At 66.4% G+C, this 19,653-nt stretch carries 17 protein-coding genes; 4 read left to right on the top strand and 13 right to left on the bottom strand.

Annotated elements, in window-relative coordinates:
* Positions 1 to 5: 5 nt before the first annotated feature.
* From MRBLWO12_RS03455 to MRBLWO12_RS03440, 4 genes are read right to left on the bottom strand one after another with little or no spacing between them, the layout of a single operon-like run.
* Positions 6 to 1,808, bottom strand: coding sequence for an ABC transporter ATP-binding protein (locus MRBLWO12_RS03455; protein WP_363552719.1), 1,803 nt, complete (start codon positions 1,806 to 1,808; stop codon positions 6 to 8).
* A gap of 10 nt (positions 1,809 to 1,818) precedes the next feature.
* Positions 1,819 to 2,805: a Gfo/Idh/MocA family oxidoreductase gene (locus tag MRBLWO12_RS03450; protein WP_363552717.1), complete on the bottom strand. Its 987-nt coding sequence runs from the start codon at positions 2,803 to 2,805 to the stop codon at positions 1,819 to 1,821.
* The gene (locus tag MRBLWO12_RS03445; protein ID WP_363552715.1) at positions 2,805 to 3,902 is read right to left on the bottom strand and encodes a DegT/DnrJ/EryC1/StrS family aminotransferase; all 1,098 of its coding nucleotides are present in this window, start codon (positions 3,900 to 3,902) and stop codon (positions 2,805 to 2,807) included. The genes MRBLWO12_RS03450 and MRBLWO12_RS03445 overlap by 1 nt, the downstream gene beginning before the upstream one ends.
* Positions 3,899 to 4,510 carry an acyltransferase gene (locus MRBLWO12_RS03440; protein WP_363552713.1) on the bottom strand — a complete coding sequence of 204 codons (612 nt, stop codon included), beginning with the start codon at positions 4,508 to 4,510 and terminating at the stop codon, positions 3,899 to 3,901. Before MRBLWO12_RS03440 ends, MRBLWO12_RS03445 begins: the two co-directional genes overlap by 4 nt.
* A gap of 80 nt (positions 4,511 to 4,590) precedes the next feature.
* Between MRBLWO12_RS03440 and MRBLWO12_RS03435 the strand changes: the two genes are divergently transcribed.
* Together MRBLWO12_RS03435 and MRBLWO12_RS03430 are read left to right on the top strand one after the other, a co-directional pair.
* On the top strand, positions 4,591 to 5,277 hold the full coding sequence (locus tag MRBLWO12_RS03435) for a glycosyltransferase family 2 protein (protein ID WP_363552711.1): 687 nt from the start codon (positions 4,591 to 4,593) through the stop codon (positions 5,275 to 5,277).
* 5 nt (positions 5,278 to 5,282) lie between these two features.
* A complete protein-coding gene (locus tag MRBLWO12_RS03430; protein WP_363552709.1) occupies positions 5,283 to 5,663 on the top strand; it encodes a DUF2304 domain-containing protein in 381 nt (126 codons plus the stop codon).
* On the opposite strand, the gene MRBLWO12_RS03425 is transcribed toward MRBLWO12_RS03430, so the two are convergent.
* The 5 genes from MRBLWO12_RS03425 to MRBLWO12_RS03405 form a co-directional block, all read right to left on the bottom strand.
* Positions 5,664 to 7,619, bottom strand: a complete 1,956-nt coding sequence (locus MRBLWO12_RS03425) for a DUF6541 family protein (RefSeq protein ID WP_363552707.1) — start codon at positions 7,617 to 7,619, stop codon at positions 5,664 to 5,666. It lies immediately after the preceding gene.
* The gene (locus MRBLWO12_RS03420) at positions 7,616 to 8,353 is read right to left on the bottom strand and encodes an ABC transporter ATP-binding protein (RefSeq protein WP_363552705.1); all 738 of its coding nucleotides are present in this window, start codon (positions 8,351 to 8,353) and stop codon (positions 7,616 to 7,618) included. The genes MRBLWO12_RS03425 and MRBLWO12_RS03420 overlap by 4 nt, the downstream gene beginning before the upstream one ends.
* On the bottom strand, positions 8,350 to 9,264 hold the full coding sequence (locus MRBLWO12_RS03415; protein ID WP_414685438.1) for an ABC transporter permease: 915 nt from the start codon (positions 9,262 to 9,264) through the stop codon (positions 8,350 to 8,352). Before MRBLWO12_RS03415 ends, MRBLWO12_RS03420 begins: the two co-directional genes overlap by 4 nt.
* 78 nt (positions 9,265 to 9,342) lie before the next feature.
* Complete coding sequence (locus tag MRBLWO12_RS03410; RefSeq protein ID WP_363552701.1) at positions 9,343 to 11,775, bottom strand: FG-GAP repeat domain-containing protein; 2,433 nt, start codon at positions 11,773 to 11,775, stop codon at positions 9,343 to 9,345.
* A gap of 101 nt (positions 11,776 to 11,876) precedes the next feature.
* On the bottom strand, positions 11,877 to 12,950 hold the full coding sequence (locus tag MRBLWO12_RS03405; RefSeq protein ID WP_363552699.1) for a glycosyltransferase: 1,074 nt from the start codon (positions 12,948 to 12,950) through the stop codon (positions 11,877 to 11,879).
* 122 nt (positions 12,951 to 13,072) lie between these two features.
* Between MRBLWO12_RS03405 and MRBLWO12_RS03400 the strand changes: the two genes are divergently transcribed.
* Both MRBLWO12_RS03400 and MRBLWO12_RS03395 read left to right on the top strand, forming a co-directional pair.
* Positions 13,073 to 14,836: a DUF4012 domain-containing protein gene (locus tag MRBLWO12_RS03400; protein ID WP_363552697.1), complete on the top strand. Its 1,764-nt coding sequence runs from the start codon at positions 13,073 to 13,075 to the stop codon at positions 14,834 to 14,836.
* 141 nt (positions 14,837 to 14,977) lie between these two features.
* Positions 14,978 to 15,562, top strand: a complete 585-nt coding sequence (locus MRBLWO12_RS03395) for a hypothetical protein (RefSeq protein ID WP_363552695.1) — start codon at positions 14,978 to 14,980, stop codon at positions 15,560 to 15,562.
* Between the two features lie 262 nt (positions 15,563 to 15,824).
* Here the strand turns inward: MRBLWO12_RS03395 and MRBLWO12_RS03390 are convergent, their stop codons facing one another.
* The 4 genes from MRBLWO12_RS03390 to MRBLWO12_RS03375 all read right to left on the bottom strand — a co-directional run bounded on the left by MRBLWO12_RS03390 (position 15,825) and on the right by MRBLWO12_RS03375 (position 19,581).
* Positions 15,825 to 17,273, bottom strand: a complete 1,449-nt coding sequence (locus MRBLWO12_RS03390; protein ID WP_363552693.1) for an LCP family protein — start codon at positions 17,271 to 17,273, stop codon at positions 15,825 to 15,827.
* Positions 17,270 to 17,737 carry a 5-(carboxyamino)imidazole ribonucleotide mutase gene (gene purE / locus MRBLWO12_RS03385; RefSeq protein ID WP_363558512.1) on the bottom strand — a complete coding sequence of 156 codons (468 nt, stop codon included), beginning with the start codon at positions 17,735 to 17,737 and terminating at the stop codon, positions 17,270 to 17,272. The genes MRBLWO12_RS03390 and purE overlap by 4 nt, the downstream gene beginning before the upstream one ends.
* A 120-nt stretch (positions 17,738 to 17,857) precedes the next feature.
* Entirely contained in the window at positions 17,858 to 18,982 is a 1,125-nt protein-coding gene (locus MRBLWO12_RS03380) for a 5-(carboxyamino)imidazole ribonucleotide synthase (protein WP_363552691.1), read from the bottom strand.
* Positions 18,983 to 19,062: 80 nt separating this feature from the next.
* The gene (locus MRBLWO12_RS03375; protein ID WP_414685506.1) at positions 19,063 to 19,581 is read right to left on the bottom strand and encodes a PH domain-containing protein; all 519 of its coding nucleotides are present in this window, start codon (positions 19,579 to 19,581) and stop codon (positions 19,063 to 19,065) included.
* Between the last annotated feature and the right edge of the window lie 72 nt (positions 19,582 to 19,653).

Here is a 19,653-nt window from a genome sequence, read left to right as displayed (position 1 = left end):
AGGCCTCAGGCCTTGCGCTCGAGTTCTCCGGCGAGTCCCGCAAGCAGGACCTGCTCGGCGAAGGCCGGCAGCGAGGATGCGACCTCGATGAACGATCCCTGCGCCGCGATCACGCCGTCGTCCATGTAGCAGATGCGATCGTAGTCCTTGATCGTCGACAGTCGGTGTGCCACCGAGATCAGCGTCACCTCGCCACGGAGCGAGCGGATCGCTTTGGTGACCTCGTCCTCGGTCTTCGTGTCGAGAGAGCTTGTCGCCTCGTCGAGCACGAGAACGAGCGGGTCGGTGTACAGGGCTCTGGCGATGCCGAGGCGCTGCTGCTGTCCTCCGGAGAGCGAGACTCCCCGCTCGCCGATGCGCTCATCGATGCCGTTCGCGCGAGAGGCGACCAGCGAACTGAGCTGCGCACGCTCCAGCGCGTACTCGACGCGCTCACGGTCGATCTCCTCGGTCCAGGTGAGCGCCACGTTCTGCGCGATCGAGGCGTCGAACAGCGCAACTCGCTGCGGCACATATCCCACCCGTCCGCGCCACTGACGCAGCACGTTGGTGAGTGGATGGCCGTCGATCTCGATCTCTCCGGTGGTCGCCTGACTGAGACCGAGAAGCAGGTCGATGAGGGTCGATTTTCCCGCCCCTGAGGGGCCGACGATTCCCAGGGAGCTCCCGAGCGGGATGTCGAGCGAGAGACCGCGGATGACGTCCTCGTCCGCACCGGGATAGCGGAAGTGAACGTCGGACAGCCTGAGAAGACGCGGGTTCTCGGCGAGCTCGGCAGTATCGGCCGGCGTCCGTGAGACCTCCATGTCCTTCTCGGCGGCGGTGAGGTCGCCAATGACGTCCTGCGCCGCGGGAATGCTCGCGACACCCTGCACGATACCGCCCTGGATGCCGCTGATCGCGGGGATCAACCGGAAGCCAGTCGCAGTGAAGAGCGCCACAGAAGACAGCGCAGCGGCCAGGCCGCCCTGCCAGAAGGAGACAGCTCCGATGATGACGACGCCTCCGATCAGGGCGGACTCGAAGGCGAAGGACGGGACCACACCGAGGAACGACGCGTTCGCCCGCGCCCGCACCGAGTGGTGCCGGCTGTCCGTCACCAGCTGCGCGACATCGGCGAGTCGGTTGCGCAGGCTGAGCTCCTTCAGCGCCTCCATCATCTCGGTCATCAGGATCGCGACGCGATAGCTGTAGTTGCGGTTGACGGTCGCCGCTTCCAGCGAGCGCCGGGTGACGACCTGGTGTACGACGAAGGCGACAAGCAGCAGATACACCATGGCGATGATCGCGGTGATCGGGTCTACGACGAGAAGCACCCCGATGATCAGGACAAAGGTGAACACCGAGCTCGGAACACGCATCAAGGGCAACAGGAACCCCGACATCGTGTTGGCGATGCCGCCGTCCGCGATTCGGGTGATCTCCGCGACAGTGCGCTTGGAGCGCTCTTCCCAGCTGGAGTTGATGTAGGCCTTGAACATCCGATCGCCGATCTCGAGCTCGTACTTCGCGAACCGGCGAGTGGCGAACCAGTGCAGCGTGACCGAGAGCACCGACTTCAGGATGATCAACGCGCAGGCACCGAGGACGAGCAACGGAGTCATGTCCGTCGACACCTCGCCGATCAGCGGGATGTTCAGCGCACCTCCCGTCAGCGCCGGACCGATGATGAGCGCGAGCAATGACATCGCCACCACATCGAGCACCGTGATGAGCGTCGTGGCGATCATGTAGCCGACGAAGTACCGCTGCGCACCTGTCGGCAGCAGCGGGAGGAGGGCCTTGAGGACCGGCCAGATGCGTTTCATGTTCTCGCGTTCAGAGTGCTACGGATGCGCCGGTACCGGCGGATGCCAGTGCGGCTTCGACGACCTCGAGCGTGCGGAGGCCCTGTTCCATGGTGACCACGTGGTTCGGCTTGCCGAGAACGGCATCGCGGAACGCTTCGTGCTCCACCTTGAGCGGCTCCCGCTTAGCGAAGGAGTAGCGCGTGATGTCGCCTTCCGACACGCCACGGAAGGCCAGCATCGACTCCCACTCGAGAGGGATCGTCCCGTTGGCGTAGAACGTGAGGTCGCCGGTGGAGGTATCGGCGATGAACGTGCCGCGGTCACCTGTGGCAACGGTGACCCGTTCCTTCATCGGCGACAGCCAGTTCACGAGGTGGTTGACGATCACACCGTTCGCGAGACGCCCCGTGACGGTGATCATGTCCTCGAACTCGCGACCGCTCTTGTGTGCGGTCTGGGCGAACACGGTCGTGTATTCGCTCTGGGCGACCCAGCTCGTGAGGTCGATGTCGTGCGAGGCGAGATCCTTCGCGACACCGACGTCGGCGATGCGGGCGGGGAATGTGCTCTGGCGGCGCGTCGCGATCTGGTAGACGTCGCCGAGCTCACCGCCTTCGATCCGGCGGCGCATCTCTTGCACGGCGGGGTTGAAACGCTCGACATGGCCGACGGCACCGATGAGGCCCTTGGCAGCGAAGGCATCGGTCATCCGTCGCCCCGCCTCCACGGAGTGCGCGATCGGCTTCTCCACGAGCGTGTGGACACCGGCTTCAGCGAGCTTGAGCGCGGCATCCTCGTGGAAGGCGGTCGGCACCGCGACCACCGCGATGTCGATTCCGGCCGCGATGAGAGACTCGATGTCCGGCAAGATCGAGAGTTCGCCTGCGACCTTGTGCGGGTCACCACCGGGGTCCGCGATCGCGACGAGGTCGATACCGTCGACGTCGCGGAGCACGCGGGCGTGGTTACGCCCCATCATCCCGACGCCCAGCAGGCCAGCGCGCAGGTTGGCCATCAGGCGCCCGCTCCTGCGATGGTGTTCACGGCGGCGACGATGCGCTCCAGGTCGTCCTGGCTCAGCGAGGGATGCACCGGCAGCGAGGCCACCTCCCGCGCCGCGCGCTCGGTCTCGGGAAGGTCGAGTCCTGGTGCGAAGTGCGCAAGCGAGGGCAGTCGGTGGTTCGGGATCGGGTAGTAGACCCCGGCGCCCACGTTGTGCTCGTTCTTCAGCGCGGCCACGAAGCCGTCGCGGTCCTCGGGGACGCGGATCGTGTACTGGTGGTACACGTGCACGGCACCGTCTGCGACGACCGGGACAACGACGCCCTGAAGGTTCGCGTCGAGGAACGCCGCATTCTGCTGACGGGTCTTCGTCCACGCGTCGACCTTGGTCAGCTGCACACGACCGATCGCGGCATGCAGGTCGGTCATACGGGCATTGAAGCCGATGACCTCGTTCTCGTACTGACGCTCCATACCCTGGTTGCGCAGGAGTTTGACCTGCCGCGCGATCTCGTCGGTGGCCGTCGTGACCATGCCGCCCTCACCACTGGTCATGTTCTTCGTCGGGTAGAGGCTGAACATCGCGAACTCGCCGAAGGAGCCGACGGGACGTCCGTCGAGCGAGGCGCCGTGCGCCTGTGCTGCGTCCTCGTACAGGGCGACACCGCGCTCTGACGCCAGTGCCTCGAGCTCGCGCATACGCGCCGGGTGCCCATAGAGGTGCACAGGCAGGATGCCCTTGGTCTTCGGCGTGATAGCCGCGGCTACGGCCGCGGGGTCGAGGCTGAAGGTATCGGGCTCGATGTCGACGAACACCGGCGTCGCGCCCGTGAGGGCTACCGAGTTGCCCGTGGCGGCGAATGTGAACGACGGCACGATGACCTCGTCGCCTGCGCCGACACCTGCCGCGAGCAGACCGAGGTGGAGCCCTGCCGTGCCGGAGTTGACGGCGACGGAGGGGCGGCCCGGCACGAAGTGCGCGGAGAACTCCTGCTCGAACGAGGCGACCTCGGGGCCCTGCGCGACCATGCCGCTGCGCAGCACCCGGTCGACGGCCTCGCGTTCTTCTTCGCCGATGATCGGCTTTGCCGGGGGGATGAAATCGCTCACACGGTCTCCTTGGTCAGTGTTCCGTCAGTTTCGATGTAGTGAGCACCTGTCGAGGGGCACACCCAGGTCATGTCCTGTTCGCCGGGGACCAGCGGCACACCGGTTTCGCCCACCCAGCCGATACGACGCGCGGGGACGCCGGCGACGAGCGCATAAGCGGGAACGTCCTTCACGACGACGGCTCCTGCGGCCACGGTGGCCCAGGCCCCGATCGTCACAGGCGCCACGCAGGTCGCGCGTGCTCCGATCGCCGCGCCGCGCTCGATGGTCACGCCGACGGGCTCCCAATCGTGCGCGCTCTTGATGGTGCCATCGGCATTGATGGCACGAGGGTAGGTATCGTTCGTCAGGACCACGGCAGGGCCGATGAACACGCCGTCGGCGAGCTTCGCCGGCTCGTAGACGAGGGCGTAGTTCTGCACCTTGCAGTTGTCACCCATGACGACGCCCGTGCCGACATAGGCCCCGCGGCCGATGATGCAGTTCTCGCCGAGCTGCGCGTTCTCGCGCACCTGCGCCAGGTGCCAGATCGAGCTGCCGGCTCCGATCTTCGCCTCAGGGGACACATCGGCCGAATCGACGATTCGGACATCGGTCGGTGAGGGCATGCGGGATTCTCCTTGTGGTTCCAGAAGGGGACTCGGTCATCCTATCTGCTTGCTCAGGCGTTTCCTGAGAGGATAGGGGTGTGACCAACCCAGCCACTCCCGACCCCCATACCTGGGTTGTCGTCCCGCTGTACAACGAGGCGACCGTCATCGCCGCTGTCATCGCGGGACTCCTCCCCCACTTCCCGAACGTCGTGTGCATCGACGACGGCTCCACGGACGGCTCGCTCGACGTGGCCAGGCGCGCCGGCGCCCACATCGTCGAGCACCCGATCAACCTCGGTCAGGGCGCCGCCTTGCAGACAGGTATCGACTACGCGCTCTCGCACCCGGGCTGCGAGTACATCGTGACCTTCGACGCCGACGGTCAGCACCGCGTGGATGACGCCGTGTCGATGGTGGCCGCGGCTCGCGAAAGCGGTGCGGCGATCGTTTTCGGCTCCCGCTTCCTCGATGATCGCACCAACCCGGGATGGATGAAGCGCGTCATCCTCAAGACCGCCGTCTGGGTCACGAACATGACCACGAGTGTGAAGCTCACCGACGCACACAACGGCCTGCGGGTCATCCGCGCGGACGCGGCATCCCGCATCCAGCTCAAGCAGGACAGGATGGCGCACGCCACCGAGATCGTGCTCCAGCTCGGCGACACGGGCCTTCCGTGGATCGAGCATCCCGTAGAGCTGCTCTACACCGACTATTCGAAAGCCAAGGGGCAATCGGTGCTCAACTCCGTCAACATCCTCGTCGATCTGATCGTGCGGTGAATACCATGTGGATTCAGATCCTTCTCATCGCCGCCGTGATCGCGATCGGCGCCGTCTTCATGCGACGCACCGGCGCGGACAGCCACCTGGCGATCCGTCGGCTCATGTTCGGGGCGTTCGCTCTCGTGGCGATCGTGTCCATCATGTTCCCGCAGTGGCTCACGTGGGTCGCGAACCTCGTGGGAGTCGGGCGTGGCACCGACCTGCTCTTGTACGCATTCGTGGTCGTGTTCATGGTCTTCGTGTACACGCAGTCTCGGAAGAACGCGGCGCAGCAGCGCAGCCTCACACTGCTGGCGCGCAAGCTCGCCCTACTGCAGGCCGCACGCGATCAGCACGATGAGGAGCCGGAGAGCACGCCTCACGGCGACCCGAAGGACGACTGATCAGTCGCAGGCGGTGATCCGCCAGAGGCTGGCTTCGCCTTCGCGGGCGACCTCCTCGAACCCGGGGCGCCCCTCGAAGTCCGTCATGCCTGGCATGAGGTACTCCCCCGGCCCGGTCCCTCCCACACCGAAGTCCAGGACGTAGTCGGGCGCACCGTAGGCGGCGAGTGCCTCGCAGATCGCAGGATCGTCTCCGGCGTCGCGCAGGCCATCGGCGATCAGATCCCATGCCAGGGACTGCGGCGGCGCCCAGGTGCGCGGGACGATGTCCCTCTCGCCCAGCACGTAGGCGAAGCCCGCTCCGGTCGACGGATTGGCGATGAGCAGTGCGTCCCGCGGCACGAGCTCCGGGAGCTCAGTCAGGAGCCGGTACTCGTCGGCAGAGAGGTAGCTGTCCGCATTCATGGTGTACCGGGACTGCTCGTCGGTCTCGTCGGCGACCCTCAGCAGGACCACGGGCGTCAGCACGATCCCGATCGCACCCACGATGGCGATGACCGCCATCGAGGCCAGGGCGACCGCATCGCGGCGCGCACGGGAGAGCCGGGGAACAGCGGTCGTGATGATGCGGATGATCATCGCGAGTCCGAAGGCCGCGAGCGGCACGACCACTATCGGCACCATGGCGGCGAGACGGAAGGAATCCCCATACCACGGCCCTGTGAGCACCCGCTTGATCACCGGAAGGTCGGTGCTCACGCTGACGATGTAGAGCACCGAGAAACCTGCCCAGCCGATGAGCAACCAGCGCAGGCGTCTTTCGCGCACGGCGGCGACGACACCCGCCAGGAGGAGCACGCTCATTCCCCAGGCAGCAGGAAGGAGCGAATGGCTGTTCACGAGCACATCGGCGACTGCCCCGAACACGCCACGGTACGACCTCCACAGAACGGGGCCGGCGAGGTACGCCAAGATGAGCCAGACGATCGCCAACGCGGCCCAGCCGCCGGCGATCGCCACCCAGCGGAGCACGGGACGTGCCTGCGGAGAGCGAATGCCCACGAGCAGGCTGCCCGTGAACCAGAGCATCACCAGCAAGCCCCAGGCCAGCACCGAAGACGGCTGCGACAGCGTCACGGCTGCCACGGCCAGGAGTGCGGCGACGCCCGGTCCCGCGGCGAGACGCAGACGATCACCCCGCCGGGCTCCCCGCCACGAGCGCACAGCCGTGATCGTGAGAGCGACTGCTGCAGGGACCACGGCGAGCGACACCGCGTAGGGGTAGAGGACGCCCCACTCGAACATGAGCTGCGGGAACGCCATCAGTCCCGCTGAGAGCGCGGCGGCCAGCGCGGTGACGATCCTGTCCCCCCGGCTGACCACCGATGCGAGAAGCGTCACGCCGAGCGGCCAGACGGCGGCGGCGATGACGAGAGCCACCATGTTCGCAGCGACGGGGATCAGCTCGATGTCCGGAGCGACCAGCGACGTGATCGCATGCCACGCGGCCGGGTAGAACGTCGTGCCTCCGAGGAGGCCGGAGAGATCCAGCGACGAGACGGTCCCCGACTCGGCGGCCCAGCGCAGGGCGTTCAGATGGAAGACGGCGTCGTTCGTCTGAGAGATCGCGGTCGGCGTGCCGACATATGTCATCAGCCGTGCAGCGTTCAGTCCCCCGCCCACGACGAGTCCGACGACTACGAGGAGTGCATGGCCCGCCTGCGGACGCGGAGCGTCCACGATCTCACGACCGTGGCGCACACCGAAGGAGACCAGAAGGCTGACCACAGCGATGATCACGACGGCCAGCGCGACCGCGGTGAGCGCCCATCGGATGCCGAGCAGAGGGAAGACGATCGCCAGCAGTGAGAGCAGGCCGACGGAGATGCTCGGGGCAGATGCCCACAGCATCAGCCCGCGCAATCGCAGGGCCAGCCCCACCAGCAGCCCGGGGAGGAAGACCACGAGCAGCGCGAGCAGTAGCAGCCCGGAGTGCGCGATCCAGTCGATGATCATTCGTCGACCAACGCGATCGCGCCTTCGATCTCACCGTCGTACACGACCTCGCCCTTGTTGATCACCACGCCTCTGGTACACAGCTCGCGGACCATCTCCATGTCGTGGCTGACCACGACGAGAGTCTTCTTCTGCGCGATCAGCTCGCCGAACTTGAGCCGGCACTTCTCCCGGAACGGTGCGTCTCCGACAGAGAGGATCTCGTCGACGAGGAGGACATCGAGCTCGACGTGGATCGCGACGGAGAAGGCCAGACGCATGAACATGCCGGAGGAGTAGTGCTTGACCTCCTGGTCGATGAACTGCTCGATCTCGCTGAACGCCACGATCTCGTCGTAGCGCTCCTCGATCTCCTTGCGCTGCATCCCGAGGATAGCCGCGTTGAGGAACACGTTCTCGCGGCCGGAAAGCTCGGGGTGGAAACCGGCACCGACCTCGATGAGGCCGGCCACCCTACCGCGGGTGAGCACCTCACCCGCGTCTGGCTCCATGACACCGGAGATCAGCTTGAGGAGTGTCGACTTACCTGAGCCGTTCAGACCGAGGATCGCGACGGACTCCCCCTCGTTGATGACGAGGTCGAGTCCCTTCAGAGCTTCGAACGTGCTCGACGTCTTCTGCCGACGAATCCAGGACACCACAGTGTCCTTGAGGGACAACGCATGGTTCAGGGTGAAGTTCTTGCGGACACCGTCGACAATGATGCTCGGGCGTCCAGCGATTGCGGTGCTCATAGGTCTTGCGCGAACCTTCCCTCAAGGCGTCGGAAAACGAGTTGTCCGATCAGGAGCGTGGCCACGGCGATCAGGAAAGTCCACAGCGTGTTCCACCCGAGCCCGGGGGGAAGTTCCATCACGGATCCTGTGACAGGACGCCAGAATGCGTAGTGGAACAGCTCGACGCCCTGCGTAATCGGGTTGAGCATGTACAGCTCCAGCATCCAGCTCGGCCAGCCGAGCTTGTGGACGGCCTCCTGCACCATGGTCCAGGAGTACAGGACCGGTGAGGCCCAGGTGGCGAGCAGGAGCAGCAACTCTACGATGTTCTCCGCGTCGCGGAAGCGCACGTTGATCGCCCCGAAGAAGAGGCCCATGCCGAGGGCGAACAGCGTCACGATCAGGATGCCGGCCAGCGCGGCGAGCACGGACAGCACGGTGATGCTCGTGATCCACCCCATGAAGAGGCACACGATGAGCAGCAGAGCGAGCTGCGGGAGGAAGTGGATGAACGCGACCATCACAGACGACACCGCGAACAGCTGACGCGGCAGGAAGACTTTGCGCACCAGAGGCGCGTTGTTCACGATCGACGTCGTCGCGTTCTTGAACGCCTCGGAGAAGAGGTTGATGACGACGATGCCCGAGAACAGGTAGACCGGATAGTTCTGGATGTCCCTGTTGAGGCTGAGGAAGAGCCCGAGCACCACCCAGAACACCAGGAACTGTGCGCCGGGGCGAACGTACGACCACGTCCAGCCCAGCACCGAGTTGCGGTAGCGCGTCGTGACGCCCGTCCGCACCAGCAGGTACAGCAGGTAGCGCCAGCGCACCACATCGATCAGACCCCGGCTCGTGCCAGGTGTATCGAATGCAGTGCGCGGGACGGCGGAGAAAAGATCACGGGTATCGGTCACTGGCCCACTCATTCAGCTGCGGTGGCGGTCGCCACGGCGCACTTCAGTATCCTATGGCACCCACCCTGAGCGCCCGGAGGCGCGCGCCGATCAGCCGAGAGCCGTGAACCCACCCCACCCGTTGCCGATGACTCCGCTCGTACCCCAGCCGCCACGGCCATCGCCGCGGAACAGGTAGAGATTGCCGTTCGTGTGGCGGCCCATCAGGTCGGATGTGCCGTTGCCGTCGAAGTCTCCCGGGCTGAACAGCGCGCTGAATGAACCCCAGCCCTGTCCGATCCCGCGCGGGGTGCCCCACCCCCCGGCACCGTTCGTGGGGTACACCCAGAGCCGCGCATCCGAGGTGCGCATGATCAGGTCCGCTCGGCCGTCTCCGTCGAAGTCTCCCCCGTTGACGGCCATGTCGAACCCTCCCCAGCCGACCCCGATCTGCAGGGCTTGACTGGCCCAGCCACCCTTGCCGTCGCCTCGGTAGTACACCAGATTCCCGGCCGAGTTGCGTCCGATCACGTCCGTGTTCCGGTCGCCGTCGAAATCGAGACCGCCCACGACGAGCGTGAGGGTCTGCCATCCCGTGCCGATCATGACCGGTTGTCCGTAGCCGCCCGCCGTGCCGGGGATCAACCAGAACTGTCCGGCGACCGTGATGCGACCGAGGTCGCGATAGCCGTCGCTGTTGAAATCGCCCAGTGTGATCATGCGATCTCCTGCAGCCCACCCGGAGCCGATCTGCTTCGAGCCGCGCCAGGCGCCGGTGCCGTTCCCGCGATAGAGGTTGAGGTTGCCCTCCGGCGTGAGTCCGACTACATCGGGGCCGCCGTCCCGATCCACGTCGCCCGCGCCCGCAGGCATGGACCGCGGTCCGACCACGGCACCGCCCGAGCCGGACAGAGCGGAAAGGACCTGCCAGCCGTTGCCGATCTTGCCCGTCGAGGTAATGGCGCCCGCTCCATCGCCCGGGTACATGTAGAGATCGCCGTTGGCCGTACGCGCCGCGATGTCGCTGATTCCGTCGCCGGTGAAGTCGCCGGGGACGAAGATCGAGGTCATCCCACCCCACCCCTGGCCGATCTGACGCGACCCGGTCCAGCCGCCGGCTCCGTCTCCGTAGTAGACGAACAGACGACCGGAGGCGTCCCGTCCGATGAGGTCAGGATTGCCGTCGCGGTTGAGGTCGATGTTACCCACGAGCACGTTCATACCGGCCCAGCCCCAACCGATGCGGATCGCCGGGAGCAGCCCGCCCTTGTCGTTGCCTCGCCAGAGCATTAGGTCGCCGTTGGTTGCAGTGGTCACCACATCGGGGATCCCATCTCCGTCGAGGTCACCGGCCGCTGTCGAGAGGACGACAGAGCTCCAGTCGAGGTTCAGCGGCTGCGGCGCGTCGAAACCGGAGCCGTTGCCGCGCAGCACGGATACGCCGTTCTGCTGGCGGATGACCAGGTCACGGGTGCCGTTGCCGTTCAGGTCGCCGACCATCATCGTCGAGGTCACGCCGGCGAGGCCGCTCGCCAGCTGTTTGCGGTTGCCCCAGGCGCTCTTCGCGAACGGGTATCCCCAGAGGGCGCCGGCACTGTCGATGCCGAGCATGTAGGAAGAGGAGTTCACGGAGGCGAGGGAGGGCCCTGCCGGGGACTGGGTCGATCCGAACCAGTCGGTGAAGTAGTTGTAGAAGTTTCGGTTGCCGTAGGCCGAGCAGAGGTCGCCGGTGCCGTATCCCGCCCGGAGCGCCGCCGCATTCGGCTGGTACGGCGTGTAGTAGTAGAGCGCCGAGGTCGCCTTGTTCGCGACGTAGACCGGCGACGAGCCGCAACCCAGCTTCGGCTCCGGGTTGTAGAGGATGTTCCAGGTCTTCCCCGGGGCGTACCACTGGAACCACTTGCCTTCCATATAGATCTGCATCTGGCGCGCGGCGCCATAGATCTGGTGGAAGAAGCCGACGTACTGGGGATCGCAGGGCGCGTTGTCAGGGCACCCCTGTCCCAGCGCGATGTCGTAGCGCCAGGCACTCGGCCATGTGCTCGTGACCAGACCCTGCTCTTTCTGGAGCATCACGATCAGCACCTGCGGATTGATGTTGCACGACTGCGCGACGCGGTAGATGATCCGGGCGGCCGACTCGTTGGCCGCGCCGGAGTATCCGCTGCAGTAAGCGTCGGCCGGCCGTGTCACCGACGTGATCTTGAAATCCTTGAGGCAGACGATGGGCCTGCCCTTCTCGTCCGTACCGCCCAGGCATCGGGCGACCTTGCTGTTGAAGAAGGATTGGATCTGCGCCTCTGTCATCGAGTCCTTGTAAGTGAACACGAGGTCGCTGATGATGTTCCCCGGGGTGAATCCGACGAGCGTCGACTTCACGTCACGGGACTGCACCACTGACGCTGCGGCGGGCGCGGGGGCAGACGCCGTCGCGGCACCGGCGGGGATCACGGTACCGAGGAGGACAGCGAAGGCAGCGAGGAAACAGGTGAGGAGCTGGGGACTCCGCAGTGTGTTTCGAGAGCGTGGGGCACGTCGAGACATGTGACCAGTGTGACGGAAGTTGCGAGATGATGCCACTGTTACGAGCGACACGCCACAAAGACCCGGCGTGTCGCGTGGATGCGCAGGCTGCTCCCAGGGGATTAGAGGTCGGCGTGCAGGGCCCAGACTCGCTCTGCCGAACTCGCCCACGAGAACGCTCGCGAACGATCAGCGGCGAGCACCCTGAGCCGATCCCCCGCTGATCCGACCGCGTCGGCCACGGCCTGAGCCAGATCCGTTTCCGCCACCAGACGACCACCGTCAGCGATCACGTCATGATGCGATCCACTGTCGACAGCGACGAGCGGTATCCCAACGGTCATGGCTTCCACCGCCCGCCATGGCCAGGCCAAGAGCGGATCCGTGGCGACGAACGTCTCCGCGCCGGCGAGGACGGCCGCACGATCGTCCGCAGACAGCGCGCCGCGTATATGCGCCCGACGCTCCGGGAGCCCGGCTGCCGATGCGATCTCGGCAAGATGAGGGTCGGTCCCCTCGGCGGCATCGAGCACAACGGCTTCGCGATCCGCTGCGACAGCGCCCCGGAAACCTTCAGCCAGCGTCGCCTTTGACCCCGTCAACACCACGTAGCGTTCCGGCAGCGAGAGAGCGGCCCTGCGCTCCGCGGAATCCGACGGTACAGCGAAACCGCGCGGGGCGGCTCCCGCGATCACGCGGATGCGATCCCCCAGCTTGACGAGCTCCGCCAGTCTCTCTGCGATAGCGTGCGACGGCACCACGACGGCGTCGGCGTGCTTCACGGCCCTCCGCAGCATCGCCCGTTGCCACGCGACCGTCGCCTTGGAGAGAGTGTCCGGTGCATCCCACGCGGCGAGATCCCACACGGTGACCGTCGTCTGATCGTTGTCGTGCACCCTGTCATGGCGAACGAGCGGTGCCAACAGGGTCGGCGAGTGGATGAGTCCGCCGCCGACTCCCGGTGCGAAACCGAGTTGCCACGACGCGGCGAGCTCGCGACGAGCCAACGAGAGGGTTCGCACGTCTTCGACACCGCGGATCGAGACGTCGGTGCCGGACGGGACGATGGCGTCGACGGAGCACCCGGACGGCGCCGTCACCACGAGACCGTGCGTCAGATCCACCGCCGCTGCGGCCTGATCGGGGTCGACGACGTGCACCAGCTGATCCAGAACCACACGAAGTCGAGCACCCATGGCTTCAGGTTAACCGCGCAGTGGCGTCCGACCGTGGAGCGCCGCCCCGCGACAGGGCGACTGTCAGTCTTCCCTCAGCATCCGTCCATCGACGGCGAACTGGTTCATGCTTGAATGCTCAGATGAGCGACGGTCGACTTCCCGTGCGGCGCCGATGGATCGGGTGGACCATCGGCATCTTCGTCGCGCTGTTCGTCATCGCCCTCGGATGGGTGACCGTCCGCGGCATCGGCGCCGTGAACGATCTCCAACAGGTCGCGAAGGACTCATCACAGCTGAAGGCGTCGATCGCCACCGCCGACCTCGACGGCGCGGAGCCGATCGCCGAGCGCATCGCACATCACGCGCAGTCGGCACATGCCCTCACCTCGGATCCGATCTGGCAGGCATTCGGTGCGATTCCCTTGATCGGTCCGAACTTCCGCGCGGTCAGCGAGGTCGCAGAGATCGCGGACGATGTTGCAGACAAGGCACTCACCCCGCTGCTCGCCGTCGCCGGGGAGTTCGACCTGGCCGGCCTCGGCTTCTCAGGCGGCGCGATCGATCTCGAGCCCTTCGCCACCATCGAGAAGCCGCTCGGCGAGGCGAGTGCGACCCTGACCGCCGCCCAACTGCAGGCTCAGCGGATCGATGAGGACGCGACGCTGCCCCCGCTCGCAGATGCGGTGCGGCAGATGCGCTCCACTGTGACCCAGGCTGCTGGCGCCGTCGGCGCACTCCACGGCGCCGCAGTGCTGCTGCCGACGATGCTCGGCGGCGAGGGCCCGCGGAACTATGTGCTGGCCATGCAGAACAACGCCGAACTGCGGTCCTCGGGTGGGATCATCGGCTCCAGCGCGCTGCTGCACGCCGAGAACGGGAAGATCACATTGGTACGCCAGGCGTCCACGCCCGACTTCCCTCCCCTGGACGCCCCTCTCCCGGTGAGCGACTCCACCGTCGCCCTGTTCGAGGACCGACCCGGACGGTTCATGCAGAACATCACGAGCATCCCCGACTTCTCCGAAGCGGGCCCCACGATCGCCGCTCGATGGGAGGGTCGCTTCGGAGGAACCGTCGACGGCGTCATCGCAGTGGACACGGTGGTCGCCGCGAACCTGATGCAGGCGACGGGAGATCTGACGTTTGGAACCTTCACCGCCACGCCCGACAACATCGTCAGCATTCTCCTCTCCGAGATCTACGCGACGATCCCCGATCCGCGCGTGCAGGACGAGGTGTTCGCGCAGGCCGCCAGCGCCCTGTTCGGAGCGGCGCTCTCGGGAGGCGATCCGAAGGCGCTCATCGGTGCGCTCGCGGAGTCTGCCGACGAAGGACGCATCCGAATCTGGAGCGCTCACGAAGACGAGCAGAAAGTGCTCGCGGCATCGTCCTTGGGGGGAACGATCCCCGACGACGACGCGGATGCGACCTACGTGGGTGTGCTGATCAATGACAGCACCGGCGGAAAGATGGACTACTACACCCGCGCTTCGATTTCGACAGCGGTCGGCAGCTGCGATGGGAAGCCGACAACTCAGCTGCGCATGACCTGGACCAACGACGCACCCGCTGACGCGGCGACCACGCTGCCTGCCTATGTCACGGCAGACGGCTGGTACGGCGTCCCCGCCGGCTCTGTCCGCACGCTCATCGCCCTTTATGGACCACAGGGTGCCACCCCCTCGCACATCGACCGCGACGGCGCTGAGGAGGGCGTGCAGACGACCACGATCGACGGTCGTTCCGTCGTCCAGCACGAGGTGCTCCTCGCACCGGGAGAGTCGACCACGGTCACCCTCGAGTTCCAGGGCACCGGGGCAGGCGAACGCCTCACCCAGGTCCTGCATACGCCGATGGTCGAGACTCCGAAGACGACACGCGAAAAGCTGGTCTGCGCATCGTGACTTTCCTGCGTCGATAGGGTACTGTCGACTCACTGGGGAATATCTGGGTTCTGTCATCTTGCCGTGGGGGCAAGAAGAATCCACGCAGTCGAACGCAGGGGTGTGTTCGGAGGCGATTCCGCGTGAAATCTGGGGAGAATCATGCTGAAGAAATTGGCTGCCATCAGCCTTACCGCCGGCGCACTCGTGCTCATCGCACCGACTGTCGCCACCGCTGCACCGGTTGCACCGACTGCAATGTCCGACTCGTACCCGGAGACGCCCGATGTCCGGGTCAACGACCCGATCATCGACATCTGCGAGGTTTCGACCATCGTCTTCGGCCCGGGGTACTTCCTCCCGTCCGAGAACGTGGGAGTTTCCGTCTCCGGCCTGAAGGCCGCCGACTCCGCCGTGTCGGGTAACACCGCAGGTGCTGACGGCAGTCTGACGCTGACGTTCCGCCCGCCGAAGGACGGAGAGGGCTCCTACGGGATCGCTTTCAGCGGATCGCGCTCCTACACCGCGACCATCACGGTGTCGCATGGGCATGACGCCGCGACGAGTTGCGACCACGATCCTGCGGTCGCAGCGGCCGGCACCGAGCTGCCTCTGACGGGTGGAACCATCGAACTCGCACTCACCGGCGGAAGCGTATCGCCGTGGGTCCTCGGGGGCGGCGCAGTGGCGCTCGTCGCCGGTGGCGCCCTCGTCGCTGCGGGCGCCGCGCGTCGCAAGCGCGCCTAGGTCAGATCGCCGCTTCGAGCGGTGGTCGGCTGGACGACGGTGATCCCTCCCCCTCCGATCACCGTCGTCTGGCGATCCCGGTGAACGCACCGGAAGCCCACGGCCGTCACCCATCTCAGGTGGCCGCCGTGGGCTGTTCTGCGCCGTGAGCATGTCTGCGGTCGCCCCCGCGCGGAGTGCGACAGCGACTGATCTCGCGCCGCGCACCGCACACCCGACCTCCGTCGTGCCGCAATCTCGTCGAGCGGCGATGCGGGTGTGATCAGGGGCTGGGCGTCGCCGTGGGCGGGTGCAGCGCCTGCTGCATCATCTCGTGGATGTATCCGTAGTCCGGCTGATGCTCGTCCACGCCGTTCTCCGGCGTGAGCTCGATCGTCTGCACGGTCTGCTCCTTGGCCTTCAGCATGAGGTCGAAGAACTCCGGCAGCTTGTCCTGCGGCAGATCGGTGTCGATGAGTGCCGTCCCCGCCGCCGCCACCTCGTTGAACCGGGTCAGAACCGTCTGCGGAGTGAACTGATCGAGGATCGCCTCCTGCAGCTCCCGCTGCCGCTTCATGCGATCCCAGTCGCTCGTGGTGTACCGGGAACGGGCGTACCACTGCGCGGTGTCGCCGTCCATATGCTGCTGACCGACCTCGATCCAGCCGATCGCCCATTCGTTGACGTCCGACCCGGTCCACCCCTCAGGAGGACCGCCCTTGGGAAGTCGCTCGGTGACGTCGATGTCCACTCCGCCGAGGGCGTCGACGAGTTCGGCGAACCCGTGCATGTCCACGAACACGTAGTAGGGGATCTCGATTCCGAGCACGCCTTCCGCGGCGTCCTTGGTCGCTTCGATACCGGGTGCCGAACCCTGCGCGGCTGCGTCCGGATACAGACCGGTTCCCTGGTCTTCTCGGCAGATCTCCGCTGCGTTGCGGACGTGGTTCATCCAGCCGTTCCAGCCGCAGGTCGACGAACCGTGACCCTCGAATCCGTTCGGGTACAGCTCGAGCATCGGGCTTCCTGCGCTGAACGGCGGGTTCGGGAGCTCGCGCGGGATACCGGTGATGGTGACCGCTCCGCTGTCGGCGTTGATCGACACCACAGAGATGCTGTCGAACCGCATCGAATCGCGACCGTCGCCACTGTCCGCGCCGAGCAGGAGGATGTTGTAGTAGCCGTCGCTGGGCGCGAGACTCGGACCGCTCTGACCGAAGATCGAGCCGATCGTGTTGCGCGTCGATCCGACCACCGTGGCCGCGTAGGCGGCCGCGCCGCCCACCAGCCCGAGCAGCACCAGCGCGACGACGGGGATGGCGAACCGCTGGATGGTCGGCACCTTCACGAGGCGCACCAGGCGGAGCGTGTCGAAGGTGAGGACGACCCAGAGCACGGCATAACCGACCAGAAGCACCTGGACGAGCGTGAGGATCACCGCGGAGAAGAAGCCACCGCCGATCGTCAGCCACAGCAGGACCGGACGAGCGAAGAGCGCCAACGCCGCTGCCACGATGACCAGGAGCCATGCGGCAAGGGTGGCCCCCAGCCCGAACCGTCCGAGACGGCGACTACCTGCGAGCGTCTGCGCGGAGCCGGGCACGAGCACGTTCAGAACGACCAGCCACCAGCCGCGTTTGGCCATCGTCCCGGCGTCGGTCGGATCCGGATGCCGCATCGGCCGGGTCTCGATGAGAGGACGGGTAGCGCCGCGGGGCGGCGCCAGGGTCACAGCGACTCCTTCAGCCGTTCGTTCTTCGCCTCGACCTGCGCCTCCAGGTCACGGGAGAACGCCTCCATCTGGTCTGCCAACACGGGATCTGCGACACCCAGGATGCGCGCGGCGAGCAACCCGGCATTGCGTGCTCCGCCGATCGAGACGGTAGCGACCGGGATCCCTGCGGGCATCTGGACGATCGAGAGCAGGGAGTCCATACCGTCGAGGTAGGCGAGCGGCACGGGCACACCGACGACGGGCAGCGGCGTCATCGAGGCGAGCATGCCAGGCAGGTGCGCTGCTCCCCCTGCGCCGGCGATGATGACGCGGATGCCGCGGGCACGGGCCTCACGCGCGTAGCTCATCAGCTTGTCAGGGGTGCGGTGGGCGGAGACCACCTCGACCTCATGCGGGATCCCGAAGTCCGTCAGCGCCTGGGAGGCGTCGCTCATCACGCGCCAGTCGGAGTCGGATCCCATGACGACGCCGACCAGGGGTGCGGCGGAGGAATGAAGAGGCTCAGTCACTAGCTCAGGGTACGGTCTGCCCCTGGAGATTGCCCCCACGGCACGCGGCACGGCGAGGAGAACGACCCCTGCTCAGAGGAAATGTGCAGCAGCCGCTCGGGCGATGTACACGGCGTCATCGAGATCGTCGCTCGCGACGTTGACATGTCCGACCTTGCGCCCAGGGCGGGGATCCTTGCCGTAGGTGTGGATCTTGGCGGCAGGATACTCCGCCATCGCACCGTCAAACCGCTCCCCGAGCGAGCCAGTCTGCGGACCGCCGAGGATGTTGACCATGACCGACCACGGCGCGCGCGGAGCCGGGCTGCCCAGCGGCAGATCGGCGACGGCGCGCAGGTGCTGCTCGAACTGCCCGGTGACGGCACCGTCCTGGCTCCAGTGACCGCTGTTGTGGGGCCGCATCGCGAGCTCGTTCACCAGGATCCGGTCGTCGTCGGTCTCGAAGAGCTCGACGGCCAGCATGCCGGTGACGCCGAGGCCTTCTGCGATGCGACGGCCGATGCCCTCGGCGACCTGCGAGAGGCGTTCGGACGCGGCCGGAGCCGGAGCGATGACCTCGGCACAGACGCCGTCGCGCTGCACGGTCTCCACGACCGGATACGCCACGATCTGTCCGCTGGGACGGCGAGCCACCTGCTGTGCGAGTTCGCGTACGAACGGGACGAGCTCTTCGACGAGAAGCGCGTCCGCAGCGGCCAGATCGTCGAGCCAGTCCTGCGCCTCCTCCGCGCTGCGGATCACACGAACGCCCTTGCCGTCGTAGCCTCCGCGCGGCGTCTTCACCACGCCGGCACCGTGGTGCGCGTCGAGGAAGACCTGCAGCTCATCCGCGGTGCGGACGGCTGCCCAATCCGGCTGCGGCACGTCGAGTTCCTGGAGCTTCGCGCGCATCACGAGCTTGTCCTGAGCGAACTGCAGCGCATCGGGTCCCGGGTGCACGACGACACCGTCGGCGACGAGCGCGCGGAGGATCTCCTGCGGCACATGCTCATGGTCGAACGTGATGACGTCGACGTCCGCCGCGAACGCACGGACGGCGTCGAGGTCGCGATAGTCGCCGACGGCGGATGCGGCGAGCTGAGCGGACATGCCGTCGGCCTCAGCAAGCACCTGCAGTTCGAGTCCGAGTTCGACCGCCGGAGCGATCATCATCCGGGCCAGCTGTCCTCCACCGATCACGCCCACACGCAGCGCCATGTGCCGCCTCCATTCGTCGTCACCATTCTCTCGCATCCGCGGGTGGCCGGAGCACACGCCCAGCGCAGAGCAGAACGGGCTCAGGACGTGATGCCGGCGTCGGATCCGGCCTGCGCATCGCGGTGAGCGAGGATCTGGCTGACCTCGATCTGGTCCGCCAGTGTCTCGTGAACCAGCGTGACGGTCGGAACATTCTGGAGTCGCAGCGGAGCGTCCACCCCGTTCGTCAGCGTGATGGTCCCCGAGCCCCACATCCGCTGCAGCGGACCGCGACGCACGGCGATCGTGTATCCCCTTGCGTGCGACATCTCACGACGTTGTCGCGCGCCGAGACCTTGATGAGCGATCACCCGCCGCGTCGTGACCGTGGTGCTCCGCGAGTACCAGATGATGAAAGGGAGCACGACGAGCAGCAGCACGACGATCCCCGCCGCCGCGAGCAGCATCCAGTTCTCGAAGGGAGCAGGAAGGTTCCCGTAGAAGTACGCCGTGGCACCGAAGGTCGCGATGAGGACCAGCGCCGACCAGAACAAGCGCCGCGCATGACTGCGGAATCGAGCGATCAGCAGTTCCTCGGAGGGCACGCCGGGCGGCGGCATCATCGGCCGACCGCCGAGCGTCACAGGCTGAGTCACCCCACCATTGTGCCCGTGATCTGCGACAATTCCTGC

The sequence above is a fragment of the Microbacterium sp. LWO12-1.2 genome, from assembly GCF_040675875.1.
Lineage (GTDB): Bacteria > Actinomycetota > Actinomycetes > Actinomycetales > Microbacteriaceae > Microbacterium.
Note: the sequence above shows the minus strand (reverse complement) of the source record. Positions and strands in the feature narration are given on the sequence as shown.

Bases quoted from the DNA above. Each gene is read 5' to 3' on its own strand.
- MRBLWO12_RS03405 (WP_363552699.1), bottom strand. From the start codon at position 12,950: ATGGGTGCTCGACTTCGTGTGGTTCTGGATCAGCTGGTGCACGTCGTC.
- MRBLWO12_RS03425 (WP_363552707.1), bottom strand. From the start codon at position 7,619: ATGATCATCGACTGGATCGCGCACTCCGGGCTGCTACTGCTCGCGCTG.
- MRBLWO12_RS03400 (WP_363552697.1), top strand. From the start codon at position 13,073: ATGAGCGACGGTCGACTTCCCGTGCGGCGCCGATGGATCGGGTGGACC.
- MRBLWO12_RS03440 (WP_363552713.1), bottom strand. From the start codon at position 4,510: ATGCCCTCACCGACCGATGTCCGAATCGTCGATTCGGCCGATGTGTCC.
- purE (WP_363558512.1), bottom strand. From the start codon at position 17,737: ATGGGATCCGACTCCGACTGGCGCGTGATGAGCGACGCCTCCCAGGCG.
- MRBLWO12_RS03410 (WP_363552701.1), bottom strand. From the start codon at position 11,775: ATGTCTCGACGTGCCCCACGCTCTCGAAACACACTGCGGAGTCCCCAG.
- MRBLWO12_RS03395 (WP_363552695.1), top strand. From the start codon at position 14,978: ATGCTGAAGAAATTGGCTGCCATCAGCCTTACCGCCGGCGCACTCGTG.
- MRBLWO12_RS03455 (WP_363552719.1), bottom strand. From the start codon at position 1,808: ATGAAACGCATCTGGCCGGTCCTCAAGGCCCTCCTCCCGCTGCTGCCG.
- MRBLWO12_RS03380 (WP_363552691.1), bottom strand. From the start codon at position 18,982: ATGGCGCTGCGTGTGGGCGTGATCGGTGGAGGACAGCTGGCCCGGATG.
- MRBLWO12_RS03415 (WP_414685438.1), bottom strand. From the start codon at position 9,264: ATGAGTGGGCCAGTGACCGATACCCGTGATCTTTTCTCCGCCGTCCCG.
- MRBLWO12_RS03375 (WP_414685506.1), bottom strand. From the start codon at position 19,581: ATGCCGCCGCCCGGCGTGCCCTCCGAGGAACTGCTGATCGCTCGATTC.
- MRBLWO12_RS03430 (WP_363552709.1), top strand. From the start codon at position 5,283: ATGTGGATTCAGATCCTTCTCATCGCCGCCGTGATCGCGATCGGCGCC.
- MRBLWO12_RS03420 (WP_363552705.1), bottom strand. From the start codon at position 8,353: ATGAGCACCGCAATCGCTGGACGCCCGAGCATCATTGTCGACGGTGTC.
- MRBLWO12_RS03450 (WP_363552717.1), bottom strand. From the start codon at position 2,805: ATGGCCAACCTGCGCGCTGGCCTGCTGGGCGTCGGGATGATGGGGCGT.